Consider the following 22,567-nt stretch of genomic DNA (forward strand, 5'->3'; position numbering starts at 1 on the left):
TCACGAGGAACCGGACCGATGGCTATTTTTGCCGAGCTGAATTCGGATGCAGCAGAGCTCCAGCGGCGCGTCGAGCGCTTCCACGCCGTGCACGAAGGCATCCTGAAGCAGGTGCGCGAAGTGATTGTGGGGCAGGACGAAGTGCTCGACCAGGTGCTGATTGCGCTCTTTGTGGGCGGACACTGCCTGATGACCGGCCTGCCCGGCACGGCGAAAACGCTGATGGTGCGCACGATTGCCGATACTTTGGGTCTCGAGTTCCGGCGCATCCAGTTCACGCCCGACCTGATGCCCTCCGATATCACGGGCACCGACATTATTGAAGAGGACCTTGCGACCGGTCATCGTAAATGGACATTTGTCGAAGGGCCGATCTTCGCCAACATTCTGCTGGCTGATGAGATCAACCGCACTCCTCCGAAGACGCAGTCGGCGCTGCTTGAAGCCATGCAGGAGCATTCCTGCACCGTGCGCGGGCATCTCTACCGGCTTCCAGCACCATTCTTCGTGCTGGCAACGCAGAACCCGATCGAACTTGAAGGTACGTATCCGCTGCCTGAGGCACAGCTGGACCGTTTTCTCTTCAATGCAATACTTGATTATCTGAGCGCAGAGGATGAGATGAAGGTCGTCGACATGACGACAACGACGCGCACGGCAAAGGTTGAGCCGGTTACGTCGGCTGAAGAGCTGCTCGATTTCCAGCAGCTGGTGCGCATGGTGCCAATTGCCGAAACATTGGTGCGGTACGTGGTGAGTCTGGTGCGCGCAACGCGGCACAGCAGTGGCAATGCTCCCGACTTCGTAAAGAAGTACGTGAACTATGGAGGAAGCGTGCGCGCGGCACAGTTTATTGTGCTGGCGGCGAAGGCGCGGGCGCTCTCGCGCAAGCGCTACCACGTGACGTATGACGACATCACGTGGCTCGCAGTTCCGGTGCTGCGGCATCGCATCCTGCTCAACTTCCATGCCGAGTCGGAGCGGATTGACGCCGATGAAATTCTCAATCGGCTCATTGCGCAATTGCCTCGTCCCAAGGAGGGTTGATGGAGCAGCGCTTCCTCGATCCCGCAGTGCTGGCCGGCATCTCGTCGCTCGATCTGCTGGCGAAGACCGTGGTGGACGGCTTTGTCGCCGGCCTGCATCGATCTCCGGACTTCGGCTTCAGCCAGGAATTTGCCGAGTACCGCGCCTATTCTCCGGGAGACGATCTGCGCCACGTGGACTGGAACCTCTATGCGCGCACGGAGCGCTGCTATCTGAAGCGCTATCGCGGCGAGACGAACAGCCAGCTCACGGTGCTGCTCGATGCGAGCAACTCAATGCAGTACACCTCTGGGCCTCCACCGAAGATGGATTATGCACGCTTTATTGCGTCGTCGCTTTTCTATCTGGCGATCCGCAATCAGCGAGATGCCGCAGGGCTGATTGTGTTTGACGATGAAGTGCGCGAGTACGTGCGGCCATCGACGCGACAGGGACAGCTTGCGCGGCTCTTCTCCGGACTCGAAAATGCAGAGCCGCGGGCGCGCACGGACTATGGCAAACCGCTCAGTCACTTCCAGGCGCTGTTGCACCGGCGCGGCATCGTCATTGTGATCTCGGATTTTTATGAGGAGCCGGAGACGATTGTGCGCATGATCGAGCCGCTGCGTTTCCATGGCAACGATGTGGTGCTCTTTCATATTCTCGATCCGGAAGAGATACGACCTAACATGAAGGGGCCAGCGATCCTGGTGGATCTGGAAACCGGGCAGAAGATTGAAGTCATTCCGGAGTACGCAAAAACCACATACCGCGCGAAGATGCAGGCGCATCTTGAGCAGCTGAGTTCGCGCACGCGGGCAGCGGGGATGGACTACCACCTGCTCCAAACCGATCAACCTCTGGATGCGGCGCTGCGCGAGTATCTTTCGCTGCGCCAGGCGGGACACTGATGGGCTTTCTTACTCCATGGTTTCTTGCAGGACTTGCGGCGCTGGGCATTCCCATCTTCGTGCATCTGCTGCGCAGGCATGTGACCACGCCTAGGCCGGTGAGCTCGCTCATGTTCTTCGAGCGCGGTATTCAGAGTTCTACGAAGCACAGGCGGTTGAGGCACCTGCTGCTTTTTGCGCTGCGGTTTGCGCTGGTGTTCCTGGTGGTTCTGGCGTTTGCGAGCCCTTTTATACGGAGGCCGGCTACTGCAGCGAATGGGCGGCTGCTGCTGATTGTGCTCGATGATTCTTTCAGCATGCGCGCTGGAACACGATTCCAAGACGCGAAACAGCAGGCAATCCAGGTGCTATCTGCGAAGCCTCACTCGCAGCAGGCGCAGGTGGTCGCGCTGGGAGGGCAAGTCGAGATGCTGACGCAGGTTATCTCCGACCAGTCGCAGCTGCGGGCAGCGCTCGACGGCATCCAGCCGGGAGACGGGCATGCGAACTTCGGCGAACTGGGACGAAGCATCCGCGCGATGTCTGAGACAGCACAGCGACCTATCGATCTGCATCTCTTCAGCGATATGCAGCGCACAGGAATGCCTGCGAACTTTGCCGACATGGTGTTGCCGCCAAATGTGGCGCTCGAATTGCATGATGCAGCGAAGGGTGCGCCGCCTCCGAACTGGACGGTAGAGCGCGTGAGCGCGCCGGCGGAGCTTGCCGATCCGAAAGACCCGAAGCGCTCGCGTGTCGAGGCGGTGGTGGCAGGGTTCAACACTCCGGCAGCGGAGAAGACGGTGTCGCTGGTGGTAAACGGCAAGGTGATCGCGTCGAAGAAGACGCAGGTCCCAGCCAACGGACGCGCGATGGTGGAGTTCGCCCCCATTGATGTGGGATATGGATTCAACCGCTGCGAGGTGCGCATCGAAGGCGGGGATGCTTTTTCTGCTGATGACGCGAGCATCTTCGTCGTCCGCCATTCAGACCCGGAGCGCGTGCTGTTCGTTCATGCAGGAAACGATACGCGGTCGGCGCTCTACTTCGGCGCGGCGCTCGGTGCGGCGGGGCAAAGCTCTTTCATGCTGCAGAACGTAACAGCAGAGCAGACCACGGACCTCGATCCGTCGAAGTTCGCCTTTGTGGTACTGTCCGATGCAGTTGCGCTGCCGTCGATCTTCGAGCACTCGCTTGCGCAATATGTTGCGAAGGGTGGAGGCGTGTTCATCGCCCTTGGAACGAATGCAGGACAACATGCGCGCATTCCACTGTGGGGCAGTGATGTACGGGACACGCACATCCATACCCGCACAGGAAACCCCGCGACTATTGGCCGGGTGGACTTTACTCATGCTGCGCTTGAGCAGGAGCAGCCGGGCCGCGACAATGGCGGGTGGGCGGAGACGAAGTTTTTTTACTCTGCGTCGGTTGACCCGGGGCAGGCGCGAGTTGCAGTGCGGTTGAGCGATGACACGCCGCTCGTGCTCGATAAGCAGATGGGCGAAGGGCATGTGCTGCTGTTTGCATCGGGCTTTGAAAACCTGACCAACGATCTGCCGCTGCATCCGGTGTTTGTGGCTTTTGTAGATAAGGCGGCGCGATATCTCTCCGGCCGCGCGCGGCTTAGCGGCTCCGACCTGGTGGATTCATTCGTGCAGCTTCGTGCGAATGCTGCGCCGGTGGGCGAAGTGGCGAACGTCGAGGTGATCGACCCTGATGGGCACAGGCCGCTCTCGCTGAGCGAAGCGCGGACGGTGCAGACATTCCAATTGCGACGGGCAGGCTTCTATCAGCTTCGCTTTGCAAATGGGCGCGATGCGGTGGTGGGAGTGAATCCCGATCGTCGCGAGTCAGACCTGCAGCCTATACCTCAAGATGTACAGCAACTTTGGAGCGGAAACAGCAACAACAGCGGCGCGCCTGTGCAGAAAGCCGCCGTTGATGAGGTGAAATACCGCCCCATCAACCTGTGGTGGTACGTTATGCTGTTGGCATTGGTAGTTGCGCTGGCGGAGACGGCTCTGGCCAGCCGCTACCTGGGTACGCAGCGGGAGGAAGCATGAGCACGCAGGCCGAGCTCAACTCCTATATCGCACAGCTCGAGCACAGATTGCGGCTCGGAGCGTGGCTGCGCGGCGCGGCCATCTTTACCGGCACTGCGCTAGTCGTCACTGTCATTCTGGTACTGCTGCTCAACCGCTTTGCTTTTCCGGCGCATGGAGTTGCAGGGGCGCGCCTCGCGCTGATTGCTTCGCTGGCCGTAGCCGCGGCGCTTGGGCTGGCGCTGCCGCTCATCCGGTTGACGCGCGAGCGTGCTGTTCATAGAGCTGAAGCTGCATATCCTGAATTCGAGCAGCGCCTGACCACTTTTCATGAGCGCGAGCGCAACGGCGGCGATCCGTTTTTAGAGCTGCTGGCCGCCGACACGCTGTCACAGGTGCAGCATGCGGCGCCTTCTTCGCTGGTTCCGGATAATCTGCTCTTTATGCTGAGCGGCGCGGGGCTCGCATGCCTCGGCGTGCTGGCGTTGACGATCTTTGCGGGGCCGGGCTATCTGGGATATGGCGCTTCCCTGCTCTGGACCGGACCGAAGAAGAATGTAGCTCCGCTCTATTCGATTGTCGTAACGCCAGGCGATGTCGCAGTGCGGCGCAACAGCGACCAGCTCATCACAGCGCGCGTTATGGGCATGCATCCGGAGAAGGCGCAGCTCTTCGCGTACTACCAGAGCACTGGCGCGTGGGAGCCGGTGACGATGCAGCCACAGCCCGATGCGGGCGGCGCAGCGGCATTTCAATTCGTCTTTGCCGGACTACCGGAAAACGTGGAGTACTACGTAGCCGCCGGGCCGCTGACCTCGCCGCACTATAAAGTGCGCGTAGTCGATCTTCCTGCCGTCAAGGGAATCCAGGTGACGTATCAGTATCCGAAGTGGACGGGCATGAAGCCGGTGACTGAAGAGCATTCGGGTGATCTGCGCGCGATTGAAGGGACGGACGCCGCAGTCGAGATCGAGATGGATCATCCTTTGAAGGATGGCCAGCTCGCGCTTGATGGCGGCCAGACCATTCATCTCAAAGGCGGTGATGGGAATAAGTACCAGGGCACGATCCACATGGAGAAGGACGGTGCGTATCACATCGCTGCGACTGACTCGGGGCAGACAGTAAGGCTCTCGGAGGACTACTTCATCGCGACAGAAAAAGCGCAGCCGCCGGAGGTTGCCATCAGCCGTCCGGGCGGCGATTATCGCGCCAGTCCGATTGAAGAAGTCACGGTCGGCGTGAAGGCTGCGGACCAATTCGGACTGAACGATGTTCATCTACATTACTCGGTCAACGGCGGACAGGACCACGATGTGAATCTGCTCAAAGCGCCTGGAGCGAAAGACTCGGACGGCTCCTATACGCTGCGGCTTGAAGATTTCAAACTGGCGCCCGGCGACCTGGTGAGTCTTTATGCCACAGCGAAGGATGGCCACTCGGAGGCGCGCACCGATATCAGCTTCATCCAGGCCGATCCGTTCGAGCGCGAGTTTTCGCAATCGCAGCAGAGCGGCGGCGGTGGTGGCGGCGGAGCTGGTGGGCAGAACAACCAGACCGATATATCCCGGCGCGAGAAAGAACTGATTGCCGCAACGTGGAAGCAGCAGAATGACAAGTCTGCGACGGCGAAGGATGCGACAGTGGCCGGTCAGTTTCTCTCTGACGCACAACAGAAACTGCGCGATCAGGTAATGGCACTCTCGGCCCGCATGCAAAGCCGCGATCTTTCGGAGGCGAACGAAGAGTTCACCGGCTTTGAGAAAGACATGCAGACTGCGGCTGCAGCCATGGCTCCTTCAGCAGACAAGCTGAAGGAAACGCAATGGAAGGATGCAATTCCGCTGGAGCAGAAAGCGTTGCAGGCGCTGCTGCATGCAGAGTCGACCTTCCGGAAGATTCAAGTGGCATTCGGCCAGCAGGGTGGCGGTGGCGGCACCAACAGCGCGGGACGCGACCTGGCCAGCCTATTCGATCTCGAGCTGGACACAGAGAAGAACCAGTACGAGACAGCACAGAGCACGTCTCCTGCTGAGCAGCGCCAGAAGGACGTGGACGACGCACTCGCGAAACTCGATGCTCTGGCCAAACGGCAGGAGGAGCTGGCAAACCAGCGCAATCCGCAGCAGAGCTTCCAGGACCGCTGGCAACAGGAGATGCTGCGGCGCGAAGCGGAACAACTGCAGCGGCAGATGGAGCAGATGGCTAAGAACCAGAATGGCCAGGGCCAGCAGCAGAACGGACAGCAAAGCTCGGGGCAATCTGGTTCGCAACAGCAGCAACAACAGAACGGTTCACAGAGTGGCTCTCAAAGCGGATCGCAAAGTGGACAGCAAAGCGCGCAGAACAGTTCGTCGCAGAGCAGCGGTTCACAGTCTCAGTCATCGTCACGACAGCAGGCGAATGGTCAGTCTTCTGCACAGCAGTCTTCTGACCAGCGCATCGAGCAGGCCTTGAGCCGCCTGCGCCAGGCAGGTGATGCGATGAAGCGCAGCGGCGGCTCGCAACAACAGCAGAGCGCTGACGCAGCGCGTCAGGCCGCAGACAGGTTGCGCGAGGCGACAAGCTTGCTCGGTGGTACGCAGCAGCAACTCGCTTCCGGAAAGTTGAATTCCCTCTCGCGCGAGGCCGACCGGATCACGCAGGAAGAGCGCGCGCAGGCGGACCGCATCAACAAGCTTGCGAACGGGCAGGACGACTCCGCCGCTGCGATGGACAGGGACAGCATGATGCAGCGGCTCCATCAGCGCGATCAGCTGGCCGGCGAACGGCAACAGCTTTCCGATGACCTGTCGAAGCTGCAGAAGAATCTTCGCGACACGGAGCGCGATATGGCTTCGAGCCAGCCGGGCGTCTCAAAACAATTGCGCGATGCTTTGACGGAAATGGACCAGTCCGATCTCGACAACCATACGCAGAGATCGGCTGACTGGCTGCGGCGCGGAATCAATCCCAACTCGAATGGAACGGAGAACCAGATCGCGCAGGGGCTTGAGAAGCTGAGCCGGGACCTTCACCAGGCGCAGCAGGTCATGGGTCAGTCGAAACCGGGACAACCCGGAAAGCCCGGCGACGCGGCAGGTCAGGGAGACCAGACTGCGATGCTTGACCAGATCAAGCGGCTGCGCAGCCAGCTTGATGCGATGAGCCGAGGTCAGCAGCAGGGCCGGAATGGCCAGAATCAGGCTGGTCAAAATGGGGCCGATCAAAATGGCGGCCAGCCGGGCAATGGCCAGCGGCAACGCATTGGAGGAAGACAATCAGGCCAGCAGCAGGGTGGCAATGCCGGCGGCTTCGATGCGAGAAATGACCTGCGCCGGGGCGGTGATGTCAGCGGCGATATCCGTTATGGCGGTGGAGGCGCAGACAGCGCTGTGCTGGGCAATCTCAACACCGGCAACAACCGCTATGGACAGGGACCGAGGCGTCCGGTTCCGCTCGATGCTTCCGGCAATCCTCCTGATGTGGAGCGCGGCTATCAACAGGATATGCAGACGATGAACCATCTTCGCCAGATGGTGCAGGGCGATCCGCAGGCATCAAAAGAAATCAGTGCTCTTGCGAGACAGATGCAGCAGCTCGATCCCAGCCGCTTCCCCGGCAATCCAGCGATGGTCGAGCAGATGCATCGCGAGGTGCAGAGTTCGCTCAACCGTATTGAGCTCGAGTTGCAGCAAAACGGCACATCAGATGCGCGCACCAAGAAGCCATCTTCCATTCCTGAGGGATACCAGGATTCCGTAGCTGAATACTACCGGCGGCTGAGCAAGAATCCTTAGCTTTCGTCTGTGCTATCATCCGAAATCTAACGATATTTTTCGTAAGCACCGCCCACATACGGAGGTGAAACGATGGCATCCGCTGTCAGTGCTGCATATCCGCAGACAGCTCCGAATACTTTGCCTAAAGATTCTGCTGCTCAACCGCCGAAGCGCAATGTTGCGGTCGACGCCTATCGCGGCCTGGTGATGCTGCTCATGATGGGCGAAGTGATGAATTTTGCTGCCGTTCATCGGGCCTACCCGGGCAGCCTGTTCTGGCGGATTCTCGCCTACAACCAGACACACGTGGAATGGGCCGGCATGGGCTTGCACGACCTGATTCAACCATCCTTCACTTTTCTGGTAGGAGTGGCGCTTCCCTATTCCATTCACAGCCGCCTGCGCAAAGGACAAACCTTCGGCAAACTGCTGCTTCATACGTTGTGGAGAAGCCTGCTGCTGATCGCATTGGGAATCTTTCTTCGCTCGACGCACAGCACGCAAACCTATTTCACGTTTGAAGACACTCTGACGCAGATCGGATTGGGCTACACGTTTGCCTTCCTGCTGGCCTTCTGCCGGCCTAAATGGCAATGGACGGCATTTGCCGCGATCCTATTCGGATACTGGCTGGCCTGGGCCCTCTATCCTGCGCCGGGGCCGAATTTCGATTATGCCGCAGTCGGCGTTCCCGCAGACTGGCACCACAACTTTACCGGCTTTGCTTCGCACTGGAACAAGAACAGCAATCTTGGCCAGGGCTTTGATGTGTGGTTCCTGAACCTGTTTCCGCGGTCATCGCCATTTGTCTTTAATGGGGGAGGCTATCTTACGCTGAGCTTCATTCCCACGCTGGGCACCATGTTGCTTGGCCTGGCAGCGGGACAGTGGTTCCGCGCCTCTGCTCCAAAGATTCCTATACGTCGCTTTTTTGTTGCCGGACTGATCCTGTTTGCGGCCGGGCTGCTCCTTCACTTCACGGGAATCTGCCCCATCGTGAAGCGCGTATGGACACCGAGCTGGACGCTCTTCAGCGGCGGCGTCTGCTTCTTCTTCCTGGCGGCATTCTCGTGGATCATTGACGTGAAGAACCACCCGCGGTGGGCGTTTCCACTGGCGGTCGTAGGCATGAACTCCATTGCTGCGTACCTGATCGCGCACTTATGGGAGGAATTCATCATCAGCAGCCTGCACATCCACCTCGGCTACCGGATCTTCGGTATCTTCGGCCCGGGCCTCGAGCCGCTCATGCTGGGCATCGCTGTGATGCTGCTGTATTGGCTGGCGCTTTACTGGATGTACCGGAACAAGATATTCCTTCGTATCTGATGGGGCCCTTACATTGCAGTATGCAGCCGGCCACGATAAAATATGAAGACAGCGATACACTCCGTTTCTTCACGAGAGCGCATCCGCTAAAATATTGAATATCAGTAAGTTGTAAATAGTGCGGAAGTGGTGAAATTGGCAGACACACCATCTTGAGGGGGTGGCGCCGAGAGGCATGGGGGTTCAAGTCCCCCCTTCCGCACCAAACAGACTACTGAGTTCTATCCAAGGTTCCAGAAGAAGCCAACGCATGTTTTATCTCGTTCTTGCCATCCACGTTATCGTCTGCGTCTTCATGATCATTGTCATTCTCCTGCAGCAGGGAAAGAGTGCGGATCTTGCCGGCGCCTTTGGCGGTCAGGGCTCGCAGACTGCCTTCGGCCCCCGCGGAGCAGCCAACCTGCTCACCAAACTGACCACGTGGTGCGCGATCATCTTTATGCTTACCTCAATCGGGCTGACCATCCTGATGCAGAAACGCGTCGGCGGACATTCCGTGCTCGAAGGTACGAAGGCACCGACTCAATCAGCTCCGGCAAAGAAGTAGCTTTAAAGCCACAAGTTCTCGATCCCAAAAGGCAGGCCTGGCGCCTGCCTTTTGCTGTTACTATCAAGCCCAACAATCCTAAATAAAAGGACTTCCATGTGGGCCTGACGCTACGACTCTCTTCCCTTCTTGTTTCTTCCGCCATCGTCTGTTTGACATGTAACGCGCAGACGCCTGCTCCGAAAGAATTCGCTGTGCATGCCGGCCGTCTGATCGACGTGCGCAGCGGCCAGGTGACCAAGGACGCTTACGTCGTCATTCAGGGAGAGCGCATCAAGGCCATCGCCACGAGCGCGCCGGCAGGCGATGCGGTCATCGATCTGAGCAAGTACACGATTGTGCCCGGCCTGATCGATGCTCATGGACATACGCTCGATGACCCGACGACGCAATCCGCCGGAGCCTATCTGATGACGTCGGCGCCTGAAGCTACGGTTCGCGGCGTAGCCAATCTCCACGTCTGGCTCGATCACGGATTCACCGCGGTCCGCGATGCGTGCGAGAGCTATCCTTCCTATCCGCAATTTGCTCTTCGCGCGGGCGTTGCCAAGGGATTGATCACTGGTCCGCGCATTGTGGCTGCGGGAAGTTGCGTCTCGCTCACCGGAGGGCACGGCGATTCCGACCTGCTGTCTCCCGACAAGCCGAGCCTCGAACAGCCGAACCTTGCCGATACTCCTGACGACATCAACCGCGTGGTGCGGCGCGACATCAAGTACGGCGCTGACTGGATCAAGCTGATGGCCACCGGAGGCGTCATGGATCCGATCAGCGACTACCGTGTTCAGGAACTGAGCGAAGAGCAGATGGCGCGCGCTGTCGAAGTAGCGCATCGCGCCGGGCGCAAGGTGATGGCGCATGCCGAAGGTACCGAAGGAATCAAGGCTGCGATCCGCGCAGGCGTGGATTCGATCGAGCACGGCACGATGCTCGACGAGGAAGGCGCGCAGATGATGGCGCAGCGCGGTACGTGGCTTGTGCCTACGCTCTATTGCTTCCAGCACGACCTGAAGACAGGCACGTCGCGGGGACGCGATCCGCGCAGCATGGCGAAAGGCATTGCGATTGTCGACGCGCAGGGACCGGCCTTTGCCCGCGCGCTGAAGTACCACGTCAAAATCGCCTATGGCGTGGATGATTCCGATCCTGAGGTGCTCTCCGGCGAGTTCGGAGCGCTGGTGCGCGGCGGCATGACTCCGGTCGATGCGCTGAAGGCCGCTACCATCAACGGCGCGACACTGCTTTCGCTCGACAAGGACATGGGCACGATCGAGCACGGCAAATTTGCCGACCTGGTCGCAGTGCCGGGCGATCCGCTGTCAGATATCACCGTGATGGAGCACGTTGCCTGGGTGATGAAGGGCGGAGTGGTGGTGAAGCCGCTTGCGCCATAGCACTCACAGTTTTTCCGGAGCGGGGCCGTACTTCTGCAGGAGCTCGTCGATATTCTCAGCTTTCTTCGAGCGCCAGGTTTCCTCGGCCCACTTTTTCACTTCGGGTGAGCCGTCGGCTTCAAGCTCCTGGTAGACGAAGCTCAGGACACGGTCGACCGGCTCTTCCACCCAGGTGTTGCCCTGTCCGTGTACGCGCGAGGCGCCGCGCTCCCACCCGCGCGGCGTCAGATGCCATTCAGTCCATTCCTTGCGATTTGCCATAGCGACTCAAGCCGGAATTTGTTCCGTGGCCTTTCATAGTTTCTCAATCTGCTTTTGGAGGTGCGACTCCGAATTATACCCAACACAAATCCAATGTACTGTGACGTAATTTTGCGGATTCAGGGCAGCTTCGCGCACAATCAAAATGAATGGTTCTTGAAACATTTCCTGTCGGGCTGCTGCAGTGCAACTGCACGATCCTGGGCGATGAGTCCACGGGCAATGCCATGGTCGTCGATCCCGGCGACAATATCCCGGAGATTCTGGCGCGGCTCGCAAAGCACAGGCTGAAGCTGGAACAGATCGTAGTAACGCACGCGCACATCGATCACGTCGGAGGAGCGCTCAAACTGAAACAGCAGACTGGAGCGCCGATTCTGCTGAATCAGAACGATCTGCCTCTGCTCGAAATGATGGAGATGCAGGCCGGATGGCTCGGCGTGGAAACGCCGGAGGTCGCGCCGCCCGATGCCAGCGCCGAAGATCACCTCATCATCGGACTGGAGAAGTTCCCAGCGCAGATTCTGCACACGCCCGGACACACTCCCGGAAGCATCTGCCTCTACTTCGCTCCCGAGAATCTGCTCCTTGCTGGAGACACTCTCTTCGCCGGATCGATCGGCCGCACCGACCTGCCGGGAGGCGACTTCCAGAAGATCATGCGTTCCATTCATGACCGCCTGCTTCCACTGCCCGATGAGACCCGCGTCATTCCCGGCCACGGTCCTTCAACGACGATCGGCAAAGAACGCGAGTCAAATCCCTTCCTGCAGAATTAGCGAACCATTCCAAGTTGTCATCCTGAGCGAAGCGAAATGTAGTGGAGCGCAGTCGAAGGATCTGCTTTTCCAGTGCACCACCACATATCTAAGAAAAAACCCGAAGGACCTTCCCTATCCCCTCACGAAACTCACCCTCCGGAGTCAGCAGACTTACCACCAGCCAACCATTGCCGGAGAAGCCGAAGAAATACCCCGGATGAACCGACACTCCATGCGTGCGGATGAGGTCAATGGCAAGCTCTTCATCGCTTCGCAGAGCAGGAACACGCAGCACGGCATACCATCCGGCTTCAACTTCCAGTCGCATGACCATGCTTTGCGCGGCCAGCAACTGATCCAGAGCATGGAGATTGCTCTGTGTGCGGCGCTGTATCTGCTGCTGAATCGTGCATCGCTGCTCAAGCCAATGCGGCAATGCACATTGCACTGGAGCATTCATCGAGAGGAACGTATCAGCAATCACTTCGAGGCGCGCGAGGGCTTCAGCGAGTTCAGACTGAGGGCCGAAAGCAGCAATCCACGCTGCTTTCATCTGAGGAAGGCCTGCGATCTTGCTTAGTCCGCTCAGGACAAACGTCAGGACCGGCTGCGGCGCAACGGCGAAGCTCTGTCCCTTTTCTTTCTGCAGAGGGTAATCGAGAAACACCTCATCCACAACCAGCGCAAGGTTCTTCTCGCGGCACAGGGCTTCGAGTTCCGCGCGTTCCTGCGGCTTGATGAAGTGTCCCGTAGGATTATTCGGATGCACCAGCGCAGTGGCCCGCGTGCGCGGAGTAATGCACCGCCGCACATCTTCTATATCCAGATGCCACCCGTGATCGTAGAAAAGCGAATAGGGCACGAGACGCACGTCATCGAGCGCAGCCAGAAAATCAAAGAGCGGATAGCTTGGCTGTGCAATCAGCACCTCGTCGCCTGGATCGCACAGCAGACGGAACACATAGCTGTATGCTTCGCTGGTGCTGGTCGTCAGAAATATATGCGCCGTATCCACCTGAGCGCCGTGCTCGCGATAGTAACCGGACACGGCTTCGCGCGCAGTGAGCATTCCCTGCGGATTCGGATCGTATGCCAGCGCCTCGCGTGCTCCGAGCGGAGCAAGGATCGCGGCTTCGTCATAGTGAAATCCGCATTGCGTCGGATTCGAAGCCGTGAGATCGAGCAGCGGTAGTCCTCGTTCTCTGCGATCACGCAATGCCCGCGCCAGCTCTGTCTCTGCCGTCTCCCACGCAGTGCGCGCGGAAAAGTGGATGCCCATATACCGCATAATAGAGACAGAGGAGATTGCATGGCGATTCGCGGCGTCATTTTCGATTACGGGATGGTCCTCAGCCATCCGCAGGATCCGGCTGCACTCAACAACCTGCTCACCATTACCGGCCTTGAGCACGACGCATTCGACCGCAACTACTGGACGCATCGCCACGCCTACGACATGGGCAAACTCAACGGCCGCACCTACTGGCAGCAGTTTGCCAAGGACACCTCCATAGAATTAACCGCAACTGATATCGAAAGCCTGGTCGAGAATGATGTGCTCATGTGGTGCACCATCAACGAGCCGATGATTGCCTGGGCGAAAGCGCTTGCCGAAGTAGGCCTGCGCATCGGCATCCTCTCAAACATGGGCGAAGAAACGCTGAGCTACATGCGGCAGGAGTTTGCGTGGCTCGGCGACTTCCACCATCACACCTGGTCGTGTGAGCTCGGCATCGCCAAGCCTGATCCCGCGATCTACACCTACACCTGCGAAAAGCTCGGCGTTGCTCCCGCGGAATCGCTCTTTCTCGATGACAAGCTTGAGAATGTGGAAGGCGCGCGGCGCGTGGGATTGAATGCATTGCAGTTCAAAAATATCGAGCAGCTCCGTCATGATCTTGCAGCGCACGAGTGGCTTAACGGCTTCCCCGTCCCGGGAATAGTGAGCGTTGCAAAGTCGCAATCCACTCCACAATGATTGTCTGGGTGCGCTGGTTCAAAATTACGCTCGCATCTGTGCTCGCCGTCTGTGCCGTCTACTTCATCATCACTACCATCCACTGGCCGCTGGTCGGCGATGCTTCCCTTATTCACTACATCTGCTTCCTGATGGACCACGGCATGGCGCCCTATCGCGATCTGGGCGACATGAACATGCCGGGAAGTTATCTGATTGAATGGTCCGTCATGCACACGCTCGGATCCGGTGCGCTCGCATGGCGCATCTTTGATTTCTCGCTCTGTGTGGCAGCGCTCACGGGAATGATTGCGATCGCGCTTCCCTACGGCTGGTTTGCAGGATTGTTTGCCGGAGTGCTGTTCATGCTTGCTCACGGACGCGACGGCATTCATCAGTCCGGCCAGCGCGACCTGACACTGGCGGTGCTGCTGGTTCTGGCGTATGCCTTCCTGTTTCATGCAACGCGCAAAAACCAGTGGTGGGCTATGGGACTCTTCGGCCTCTGCGCAGGCATTGGAGCGACCATCAAGCCCACGGCGATTCCTCTCGGAATCGTCCTGCTGATGCTCGCCATTCTTCCTTTGAGAAAGAAGCAGCGGCGCATCACGCCTCATATCTGTGCTGGTATCGCGGGTCTTCTCCTGCCTGGTGCGATTGTCGCTTTCTTTCTGATCCGGCAGCGTGCGCTGTTCGCATTCCTGCACAATCTGCGCACCGTGGTGCCCTACTACGCAAGCCTGGGACACTTGCCCTTCAGCACGATGATCGTGCACAGCGTTTCACCCTTCGTTCTTCTCGTCATACTGTGGATTGCGTTTCTTGTTATTCCTCTCTTCTCCTCGAAAGACGAACAGGACAAGTGGAACGGCTGGGAGCATCTTGCGTTGTGGATCGGCCTGCTCTTCAGCTTTGCCTCTTATGTCGCGCAGCACAAAGACCACCCCTACCATCGCTATCCCTTTCTTGCATTCCTGCTGGCCATCGTGGCGATCGATCTCTTTCTCGCATTGCAACGGCGCGGACTGCTGCGGCTCACAGCTGTGGTATCTCTTGCTCTGGGAGCGCTCTACCTCGCTCCACGCTCGGCATACCTCGCCGGCACCTATGACTGGCACAATCTTGAATTCATGGACATGCTGGAGTCGGACATCAACGCGCTCGGCGGACAGCAGCTTTCCGGACATATTCAGTGCATCGACTGGGTCTCGGGGTGCAATACCACGCTCTATCGCATGAAGCTGGTCCAGCAGACAGGCATGCTCGCTGATTTTCTGATCCTCGGGCCGGGTTCTGAGCCTGCCGTGCAGGAAGCGCAGGCAAAGTTCTGGCGGCAGATTCACGAAGAGCCGCCGAAGGTGATCATCGTTACAAGCTTCCAGCATCTGAATGGTTCGGACAATTTCGAGAAGATGAATCTGTGGCCGCAACTCCAGACATATCTTACGTCTGACTACACGCTGGTGGCCGAGCACCGCCCTCCTGATCCGGTCTGCTGGTGGAACCATGCGCAGAAGTGGGCCGCCTACCGCGTTTATGCTCTCAAAAGCTTCTCAAAAAAATAATTAGTTGACGATTTTCCTCATACTGTTTTAGTCTAGGCCTGTTTCAACAAAGGCTATGACTCCACTCAAAAAATCCGAACCACGCGATCTTTTTCCTGGCGCGCTCGAGATCATGATTCTCGAGTCCGTGCGGCGGCAGCCCATGCACGGATACGCGCTGGTGCAGCACATCAAGCAGCGCTCCAATGATCTGCTGCAGGTAGAAGAAGGCTCGCTCTATCCTGCGTTACAGCGCTTGCTGAAAGAGGGCCTGCTCAAGGCTGAGTGGCAGGTCTCAAGCACAAACCGCCGCGTGCGCACGTATTCGATCACCCGCGCCGGCATCAAGCATCTGGAGCGTGAAGTTTCGCGCTTCGAGCAGATGTTCAAAGGCATCAACCTCGTTCTTTCGCCAAACGAGTCCTAGCTACAGGAGGGACTTTTATGTTCTCGCACCGCAACGTTTATGACGACCTCTCCGAAGAAATCCAGCAGCACCTCGATGAAAAGATCGAAGCGCTCGTCGCCGATGGCATGAGCCGCGAAGATGCCGAACACCAGGCACGGCGCGAGTTCGGCAATGTAGCGCTGATCGAGGAGCACGGGCGGGAGCAATGGCAATGGCCAACATTTTCTTCGCTCTGGGCCGACGTGAAGTTTGGCCTGCGGCAGATTGGAAGATACCGTGCGTTCACTGCGATGGCCGTGCTCACGCTGGCTCTGGGTATCGGCGCGAATACGGCGATCTTTACACTGATTGATTCGATCATGCTGCGCCCGCTGCCTTATCCGCAGCAGGACCGGCTCGCGGCAATTCCTTCCAACGGTGCGTTCTATCCCAAGGGCTGGGTCCGGGCATTACAGGAGCACTCGCAGTCATTCTCTTCCATCTCCGGCTATGGCCCGAATGATGAATCAAACATTGACGTAGCTGACTCCGCCGAGCGCGTCTTTGGGTCCGGCGTTACCGTCAATGCGTTCGACACGCTGGGCATTCATCCAGCAGGCGGCAGCTTCTTCTCTGCTGAGAATGCAGTCGCAGGCGCCGACCGGGTTGTGGTTCTCAGCTACGGATATTGGAAGCAGCGCTTCAACGAAAATCCGCTCGTCATCGGCCAGACCATCCGTATCGATGGCATTTCGCGCCGCATCCTCGGCGTCATGCCCCCCGGCATCCACTTTCCTTACGCCGAAACGCAGTTCGTCATTCCTATCTCCTTCAAAGGCGGCGACTCCTACGATCCCTGGGTAGGCCCTTATGACTTGCGCGCCATCGGCAGGCTCAAAGACGGAGTCACACCCGCAGCAGCACAGGCTGAGCTGCACAGGCTGCACCCTCAATTGCTCACGCTCTTTCCCTGGCGCATGCCGGACGACTGGGTAGCTGACACCACCGTTGTCCCCCTGCTTGACTCCATCGTGGGCGACACCCGTCCGCGCCTGCTGCTTCTCTTCGGGGCCGTCGGGCTCATCCTGCTCATCGCCTGCGCCAATGTTGCCAACCTCATGCTTGCCCGCGCAGCGTCGCGCGAGCGCGAAATGGCGATTCGCGGCGCCCTGGGAGCATCCGGTGGTCGCATCGTCCGTCAGCTGTTGATCGAGAGCGCGCTGCTGGGGCTGCTTGCTGGAGCGGTCGGGCTGGCTGCATCCTCGATCAGCCTGCGTGCGCTCACGAAGCTTCTTCCTGCAGACACGCCGCGCATGGCTGGCATAGGACTGCACTGGAATGTCTTCCTGTTCGCGCTGCTCATTTCTGTGCTGACCGGCGTGCTCTTTGGATTGATTCCCGCCATCAAGATGGCCTCGCCGCATCTGCAGGAATCGCTGCGCTCCGGCAGCCTGAGCGTTGCCGGCAAGGGATCGCAATTCAGACTCTCGATGCTGCTGGTTGTCGGCCAGATTGGATTGTCCGTAGTTGTGATCACAGCCGCGGGGCTCATGCTGCGCAGCCTGAACAGCCTGTCGCATGTTGATCCCGGCTTTCGCATCGACAGGATGGTAACCGCTGAAATTTCCCTGGACGCCGATACATGCCCGTTCCTGCCCTCGCAGGGCATCGGACCGAGAGGGCGTTGTCAGACATTCTTCCGGGAATTGCCGGAGCAGGCGCGCGCCATTCCAGGCGTCGAAGATGTTGCGCTGGCAGACACGTTGCCGATGAGCGGCGATGACGTGATCTTCCCCTATGACGCCGATGACCATCCTCGCGAGGCCAGACAGCAACCGCGTCTTGCAGCCTCCCGCGTCGTCTCCACCGATTATTTTCAGACACTCGGTGTGAAGCTGTTTAGCGGACGCCTCCTGACCGACTCTGACCAATCCGGAACCAGCCGCGCTGTCGTCATCAATCAGCGGATGGCCGACAATCTCTGGCCGGGCCAGAATCCTCTCGGCAAGCACCTTCTCAATGTCGCCGATGAGAAGACTCCGGCAGTCTTCGATCCCAATGCCGCTTCTATCGTGGTCGGCGTTGTGAGCAACACGCGTCATCAAAACCTTTCCGGCGACCGCTTTGACGAAGAAATTTATTTCCCGATGCTACCCAAACTTGAGCAGCCATCTATGCATATTCTGCTGCGCGGGCACGCCGGGGCCGAACAGATCGCGTCAGGATTGCGCAGAGTGGTTGCGCAGATTAATCCTCAGGTTCCGGTCACGCATGTGCGGACGTTTGATGAAGTCGTTGCAGCTTCCACTTCTGCCTCACGCTCGCTGACGGTCCTTCTTCTTGGCTTCGGCGTGCTTGCCATAGGCGTGGGTGGAGCCGGCGTCTACAGCCTGATTGCCTACATCGTAAGCTGGCGCACGCGGGAGATCGGCGTCCGCCTGGCTCTCGGCGCGCCGCGCTGGCAGATCGTTCGCATGGTGGTAAAGCAAAGCCTTGTATGGGCCGTTACCGGCTCGGTCGCCGGGCTCGTGGTTGCTGTGGCGTCAACCCGGCTGCTGCGAGGCTTTCTTTTTGGAATAAGCCCGTTCGATCCGCTCACACTCTGCGCCGTGCCGCTGCTGATGGTTCTGATCGCCTTGATTGCCGCCTATATTCCGGCGCGGCGCGCCGCATCTGTCGACCCAGTCAAGGCATTGAGAACGGAATAAGGGTCTTCGCCATGAGTCTGTTGCACCGCATCTTCTCACGCCGGCGAATCTATGACGACCTCTCTGCTGAAATCGAGCAGCATCTCGATGAGCGAACCGAAGTGCTCGTTGCCGAAGGCATGGACCGCGAAGAAGCAGAGCATCGGGCGCGGAGAGAATTCGGTAACGTGGCACTGATCGAAGAGCGCGGGCGAACGGCGTGGCAATGGCCGCGGGTCGAATCTCTTTGGGCGGACTTGAAGTATGCGTGGAGGCAGTTGAGGAAGTCTCCAGGCTTCACCATCACGGCGATTCTCACGCTTACACTGGGCATCGGAGCCAACACCGCCATGTTTACGCTGGTGGATGTGCTGATGCTCAAGAAGCTTTCTCTCCGTGAGCCTGACCGCCTGGTAACTTTGTCCACTATCGACCCAGCACATCCGGTTGCGTATCCGGGTGCGTGGCCGGAAGGCTTCACCTTTCCCGCATATCTTCAGCTTGCCAAAGAACAGAAAGTCTTCTCGCATCTTGTAGCCTACGAAGAAGGCGCGACGCAATCTCTGCAATCGGACGTCTCTTCAGAAGCAGGCAATGTCATGTGGGAAACAGGCGACTTCTTTTCCGCAGCTGGAGTCCCGCCATTGCTCGGGCGCTGGATCACTCCGGAAGAAGATGGATCAACCAACGGAGAGCGAACAAAAGTCGCTGTCATCAGTTATCACTGCTGGCAAACCCTCTTTGGAGGGACGCCTTCCGTCAGCGGTAAAACAATACGGATCGATGGCGATGCCTTCACCGTGATCGGCGTCATGCCGAAACAGTTTCGCGCCCTGCGCATCGATTCGCCACCGGAAGCCGTCGTTCCGCTCAAAAGGCCCGTCGACGCATCCACCTTCTTTTACTACATCCTGTTAGGAAAGCTCCGGACTGGAATCAGCATGGATGCTGCGCGGTCGCAGATCAGCACCATCTGGGAACAGGTCAAGCATGACTCAGTGGCTCCTTCATGGAAGGATGCTCAAAAAAGAAACTTCCTGTCGCGCCGTATCGCGCTCCGTTCTGCCGCGACAGGATTCATGTACACACGCGAGCTTTACCGCAAGCCGCTGCTTGGCCTGTGGGCCATGGTAGGAGTTGTGCTTCTGATTGCCTGCGCCAACCTGGGTACGCTCATGCTGGGAAGAACCATCAGCCGCAAGCATGAGCTGGCGATTCGCGCGGCGCTCGGGGCTTCGCGCTTCACTTTGCTGCGGCAGATTCTGGTTGAATGCCTCATGCTGGCGCTTTGCGGCGCACTGCCTGGGCTGTTGATTGCGTTCTACGCCAGCCGCTGGCTGGCCGGCGAATTCTGGCGAAGCAACTACGCCATGGATCTGAGCTTTACGCCGAACGCCACTGTTCTGCTCTTTGCGGTGGGCGCGACTGTACTGAGTGTTTTGCTCTTCGGCATGGTTCCCGCATGGATCGGCAGCCGTAACCACCCGGGACTTGCATTGCAGTCTGCGGGACGCTCCGTCATGCGGCGCGGCGGATCTTTCGCCGGCAACATTCTGCTGGCCGGGCAAATTGCGTTCTCATTTGTGCTGCTGGCAGCGACAGTGCAGCTCGTCTTCAGCATGCGCGCATTGCTGCATATCGATCTCGGCCTCGAACCCAACGGAGTGCTTGGCTTCTCGCTGATTCAGCGGGGCGCGGGATACAAGAACTTCGACGCTGAACCTTACTATCGCACTCTGCAGGAACAGATCGCACAGGTTCCCGGCGTGAAATCCGTAGGCATGGGCAATATTCTTCTCTTCGCGCCCTATTTTCTTACAGACAAAATTGCCACGCCGGACCAGAAGATTTCCGTGGATGCTTCCTATGCCCGCCCCATTACTCCGGGCTTCTTTGGCACACTGAAAATCCCCTTCGAGAGCGGGCGCGATTTCCGTTTCAGCGATGACGTAGCTCACCCTAACGTCGCCATCATCAATCGCAGCCTCGCTGCAGAGCTGTTTCCATCCGGTAATGCCATCGGCCAGCACATTCGCTTTCTCTCCTATATCGGCGATCCCGCTTTGACCAGCGATGCTGAGGTGATCGGCATCGTCGGAGATGCAAATCTGGATGATCCACGCCATCCAATGTCTCCCGCCGTCTACATCTCTTTCTTCCAGAAAGCCGACTACATGCGGAACCCTGAAATTCTGGTTCAAACCATTGGCGACACAGAGCAAATTCAGAAAAGAGTCAGGGAAATTGTGGCCAGTGGAGGACGAGAAGATATCTGGTCCACACAGACTCTGAATGAAAAGATCGATAAGGCCCTTCTGACCGAACGAATGCTTGCCCTGCTGGCCACCATCTTCGGAGTGCTGGCCTTGCTTCTCATCGGGATCGGGATTGCCGGATTATTTTCCTGCCTTGTGGCCCAGCGCACTCAGGAGATCGGCCTGCGCATGGCATTCGGCGCACAACGCAAAGATGTACTGACGATGGTCCTGCGTCAGGCGTGCGCTGTTGTTCTGTGGGGTGTTGCGGCCGGGCTGCCTTTCGTCTGGATAGCGACCCATCAGTTGAACACGTTTCTCTACCGGCATCTGGCCCTGCCTCTGGATGTGATTGCTGTCTGGCTGCTGCTGATGATTGCGGGCGTGATTGCTGCATATCTTCCGGCGCGCCGCGCCGCATCGGTTGATCCCATGCAGGCGCTGCGCTCGGAGTAGGCTTCAGCCGCGTTTTGGTTCCGCTGTTTGGAGGTCGGGAACCGGCACCTGCTCAATAATCTCCACGTCGAAGCCCTGCAGCGCCGGCACATGCGTCGGCGTATTTGAGAGCAGGCGCACTTTGTGGATGCCAAGGTCGGCAAGAATCTGCCCGCCCAGTCCTACCTGGCGCAGGATGCGCTGATGGCGGTCATCGCGCGGCTCGCGGTGCAGGAGGATGCGATGCGGCGTGACTGAGCGGTCAATGTCGAATCCGCGACTGGTGTTGTGCAGATAGATGAGCGCTCCGCGTCCGGCATCAGCAATGGCCTTGAGCGAGCGCTGCATTATGCCGTGACAGTCGCACAGCGTTGCGCCAAAGACATCCCCGGTAAGGCAATGCGAGTGCACGCGCACCAGCACCGGATCGTCGCCCGTATTCACATCGCCGCGCACCAGTGCCAGGTGGCTCTCGCCGCCGTTGACTTCGCTCTCGTAAGCGATCATGCGGAACTCGCCATAGGGAGTCGGCAGTTCACTCTCGGCCACGCGGACAATGTAGCGCTCGTTCTGCAGGCGGTAGCGGATCAGCTCGGCGACGGTCAGCATCTTCAGACCATGCTGGTTGCAGAACTCGGTCAGGTCAGGCACGCGGGCCATGGTGCCGTCGTCTTTCATGATCTCGCAGATCACGCCGGCGGGAATCATCCCCGCCATGCGCGCAAGATCGACTGACGCCTCCGTCTGCCCGGCGCGGACGAGCACGCCGCCCTTGCGCGCGCGCAGCGGAAAGATGTGCCCCGGCCGGGCGAGATCGTTCGCCGTCGATGCGGGATGGATGGCCACTTTAATCGTGTGCGCGCGGTCATGCGCCGAGATGCCCGTCGTTACGCCCTCGCGCGCTTCAATCGTCTCAGTAAAAGCAGTGCCGAAGCGCGAGGAGTTCTGCTGCACCATCGGCCCCAGGCGGAGGTAGTCAGCGCGCTCTTCCGTCAGCGTGAGGCAGATGAGGCCGCGCCCGTACTTTGCCATGAAGTTGATGGCTTCCGGAGTGACGCTTTCGGCGGCCAGCGTAAGGTCGCCCTCATTCTCGCGGTCTTCGTCGTCCACTACGACGATTATGCGCCCGGCCTTGATCTCTTCGATCGCGCCGGGGACGTCGGTAAACGGGGCTTTGGAAGTCATGCAAGTATTGTCCATCAGTTCATAGATTCGGGGTAGTGGACCGCCGATTGTGTCTCAGCCTTGCAATCATTTTGTCTTCATAGCGTCCCGGATTGCGTGCTT

The 22,567-nt window shown here is 58.7% G+C and carries 16 protein-coding genes and 1 tRNA gene; 14 read left to right on the forward strand and 3 right to left on the reverse strand.

Annotated features, from left to right (window positions below; genetic code table 11):
• Positions 1–18 precede the first annotated feature (18 nt).
• The 8 genes from AC5S16_RS04400 (at position 19) to AC5S16_RS04435 (ending at position 10,992) form a co-directional block, all read left to right on the forward strand.
• Entirely contained in the window at positions 19–1,047 is a 1,029-nt protein-coding gene (locus AC5S16_RS04400) for an AAA family ATPase (protein ID WP_493928815.1), read from the forward strand.
• Positions 1,047–1,937: a DUF58 domain-containing protein gene (locus tag AC5S16_RS04405; RefSeq protein WP_493928816.1), complete on the forward strand. Its 891-nt coding sequence runs from the start codon at positions 1,047–1,049 to the stop codon at positions 1,935–1,937. Before AC5S16_RS04400 ends, AC5S16_RS04405 begins: the two co-directional genes overlap by 1 nt.
• The gene (locus AC5S16_RS04410; protein ID WP_493928817.1) at positions 1,937–3,982 is read left to right on the forward strand and encodes a BatA domain-containing protein; all 2,046 of its coding nucleotides are present in this window, start codon (positions 1,937–1,939) and stop codon (positions 3,980–3,982) included. Before AC5S16_RS04405 ends, AC5S16_RS04410 begins: the two co-directional genes overlap by 1 nt.
• Entirely contained in the window at positions 3,979–7,740 is a 3,762-nt protein-coding gene (locus tag AC5S16_RS04415) for a hypothetical protein (RefSeq protein WP_493928818.1), read from the forward strand. The genes AC5S16_RS04410 and AC5S16_RS04415 overlap by 4 nt, the downstream gene beginning before the upstream one ends.
• 72 nt (positions 7,741–7,812) lie before the next feature.
• Positions 7,813–9,051: an acyltransferase family protein gene (locus AC5S16_RS04420; protein WP_493928819.1), complete on the forward strand. Its 1,239-nt coding sequence runs from the start codon at positions 7,813–7,815 to the stop codon at positions 9,049–9,051.
• 120 nt (positions 9,052–9,171) lie between these two features.
• A tRNA-Leu gene (locus tag AC5S16_RS04425) sits at positions 9,172–9,256 on the forward strand.
• A gap of 45 nt (positions 9,257–9,301) precedes the next feature.
• On the forward strand, positions 9,302–9,598 hold the full coding sequence (gene secG / locus AC5S16_RS04430; RefSeq protein ID WP_493928820.1) for a preprotein translocase subunit SecG: 297 nt from the start codon (positions 9,302–9,304) through the stop codon (positions 9,596–9,598).
• Positions 9,599–9,792: 194 nt separating this feature from the next.
• Positions 9,793–10,992, forward strand: coding sequence for a metal-dependent hydrolase family protein (locus AC5S16_RS04435; protein ID WP_493928821.1), 1,200 nt, complete (start codon positions 9,793–9,795; stop codon positions 10,990–10,992).
• Positions 10,993–10,995: 3 nt separating this feature from the next.
• On the opposite strand, the gene AC5S16_RS04440 is transcribed toward AC5S16_RS04435, so the two are convergent.
• A complete protein-coding gene (locus tag AC5S16_RS04440) occupies positions 10,996–11,253 on the reverse strand; it encodes a hypothetical protein (RefSeq protein WP_493928822.1) in 258 nt (85 codons plus the stop codon).
• A gap of 149 nt (positions 11,254–11,402) precedes the next feature.
• Here AC5S16_RS04440 and AC5S16_RS04445 point away from each other — a divergent pair, with 149 nt between their 5' ends.
• On the forward strand, positions 11,403–12,032 hold the full coding sequence (locus tag AC5S16_RS04445) for an MBL fold metallo-hydrolase (RefSeq protein WP_493928823.1): 630 nt from the start codon (positions 11,403–11,405) through the stop codon (positions 12,030–12,032).
• Between the two features lie 88 nt (positions 12,033–12,120).
• Here the strand turns inward: AC5S16_RS04445 and AC5S16_RS04450 are convergent, their stop codons facing one another.
• Positions 12,121–13,293: a pyridoxal phosphate-dependent aminotransferase gene (locus tag AC5S16_RS04450; protein WP_493928824.1), complete on the reverse strand. Its 1,173-nt coding sequence runs from the start codon at positions 13,291–13,293 to the stop codon at positions 12,121–12,123.
• A 30-nt stretch (positions 13,294–13,323) separates the two neighbouring features.
• Here AC5S16_RS04450 and AC5S16_RS04455 point away from each other — a divergent pair, with 30 nt between their 5' ends.
• From AC5S16_RS04455 to AC5S16_RS04475, 5 genes are read left to right on the forward strand one after another with little or no spacing between them, the layout of a single operon-like run.
• Positions 13,324–13,992: an HAD family hydrolase gene (locus AC5S16_RS04455; RefSeq protein WP_493928825.1), complete on the forward strand. Its 669-nt coding sequence runs from the start codon at positions 13,324–13,326 to the stop codon at positions 13,990–13,992.
• Positions 13,989–15,536, forward strand: a complete 1,548-nt coding sequence (locus AC5S16_RS04460) for a glycosyltransferase family 39 protein (RefSeq protein WP_493928826.1) — start codon at positions 13,989–13,991, stop codon at positions 15,534–15,536. Before AC5S16_RS04455 ends, AC5S16_RS04460 begins: the two co-directional genes overlap by 4 nt.
• 55 nt (positions 15,537–15,591) lie before the next feature.
• Entirely contained in the window at positions 15,592–15,942 is a 351-nt protein-coding gene (locus AC5S16_RS04465; protein ID WP_493928827.1) for a PadR family transcriptional regulator, read from the forward strand.
• A 17-nt stretch (positions 15,943–15,959) separates the two neighbouring features.
• Positions 15,960–18,611 (forward strand): ABC transporter permease, encoded by a 2,652-nt coding sequence (locus AC5S16_RS04470; protein ID WP_493928828.1) that lies wholly within the window; start codon positions 15,960–15,962, stop codon positions 18,609–18,611.
• Between the two features lie 11 nt (positions 18,612–18,622).
• On the forward strand, positions 18,623–21,301 hold the full coding sequence (locus AC5S16_RS04475) for an ABC transporter permease (RefSeq protein ID WP_493928829.1): 2,679 nt from the start codon (positions 18,623–18,625) through the stop codon (positions 21,299–21,301).
• Between the two features lie 3 nt (positions 21,302–21,304).
• Here AC5S16_RS04475 and ribB read toward each other — a convergent pair whose 3' ends face one another.
• Positions 21,305–22,465: a 3,4-dihydroxy-2-butanone-4-phosphate synthase gene (gene ribB / locus AC5S16_RS04480; protein ID WP_493928830.1), complete on the reverse strand. Its 1,161-nt coding sequence runs from the start codon at positions 22,463–22,465 to the stop codon at positions 21,305–21,307.
• Positions 22,466–22,567: the final 102 nt, after the last annotated feature.

Source organism: Acidobacterium sp. FHG110202_01 (assembly GCF_059115305.1).

Excerpts from the sequence above, each read along its gene's own strand:
- AC5S16_RS04400 (WP_493928815.1), top strand. The coding sequence starts at position 19 with ATGGCTATTTTTGCCGAGCTGAATTCGGATGCAGCAGAGCTCCAGCGG.
- AC5S16_RS04405 (WP_493928816.1), top strand. The coding sequence starts at position 1,047 with ATGGAGCAGCGCTTCCTCGATCCCGCAGTGCTGGCCGGCATCTCGTCG.
- AC5S16_RS04410 (WP_493928817.1), top strand. The coding sequence starts at position 1,937 with ATGGGCTTTCTTACTCCATGGTTTCTTGCAGGACTTGCGGCGCTGGGC.
- AC5S16_RS04415 (WP_493928818.1), top strand. The coding sequence starts at position 3,979 with ATGAGCACGCAGGCCGAGCTCAACTCCTATATCGCACAGCTCGAGCAC.
- AC5S16_RS04420 (WP_493928819.1), top strand. The coding sequence starts at position 7,813 with ATGGCATCCGCTGTCAGTGCTGCATATCCGCAGACAGCTCCGAATACT.
- secG (WP_493928820.1), top strand. The coding sequence starts at position 9,302 with ATGTTTTATCTCGTTCTTGCCATCCACGTTATCGTCTGCGTCTTCATG.
- AC5S16_RS04440 (WP_493928822.1), bottom strand. The coding sequence starts at position 11,253 with ATGGCAAATCGCAAGGAATGGACTGAATGGCATCTGACGCCGCGCGGG.
- AC5S16_RS04445 (WP_493928823.1), top strand. The coding sequence starts at position 11,403 with ATGGTTCTTGAAACATTTCCTGTCGGGCTGCTGCAGTGCAACTGCACG.
- AC5S16_RS04450 (WP_493928824.1), bottom strand. The coding sequence starts at position 13,293 with ATGGGCATCCACTTTTCCGCGCGCACTGCGTGGGAGACGGCAGAGACA.
- AC5S16_RS04455 (WP_493928825.1), top strand. The coding sequence starts at position 13,324 with ATGGCGATTCGCGGCGTCATTTTCGATTACGGGATGGTCCTCAGCCAT.
- AC5S16_RS04460 (WP_493928826.1), top strand. The coding sequence starts at position 13,989 with ATGATTGTCTGGGTGCGCTGGTTCAAAATTACGCTCGCATCTGTGCTC.
- AC5S16_RS04465 (WP_493928827.1), top strand. The coding sequence starts at position 15,592 with ATGACTCCACTCAAAAAATCCGAACCACGCGATCTTTTTCCTGGCGCG.
- AC5S16_RS04470 (WP_493928828.1), top strand. The coding sequence starts at position 15,960 with ATGTTCTCGCACCGCAACGTTTATGACGACCTCTCCGAAGAAATCCAG.
- AC5S16_RS04475 (WP_493928829.1), top strand. The coding sequence starts at position 18,623 with ATGAGTCTGTTGCACCGCATCTTCTCACGCCGGCGAATCTATGACGAC.
- ribB (WP_493928830.1), bottom strand. The coding sequence starts at position 22,465 with ATGACTTCCAAAGCCCCGTTTACCGACGTCCCCGGCGCGATCGAAGAG.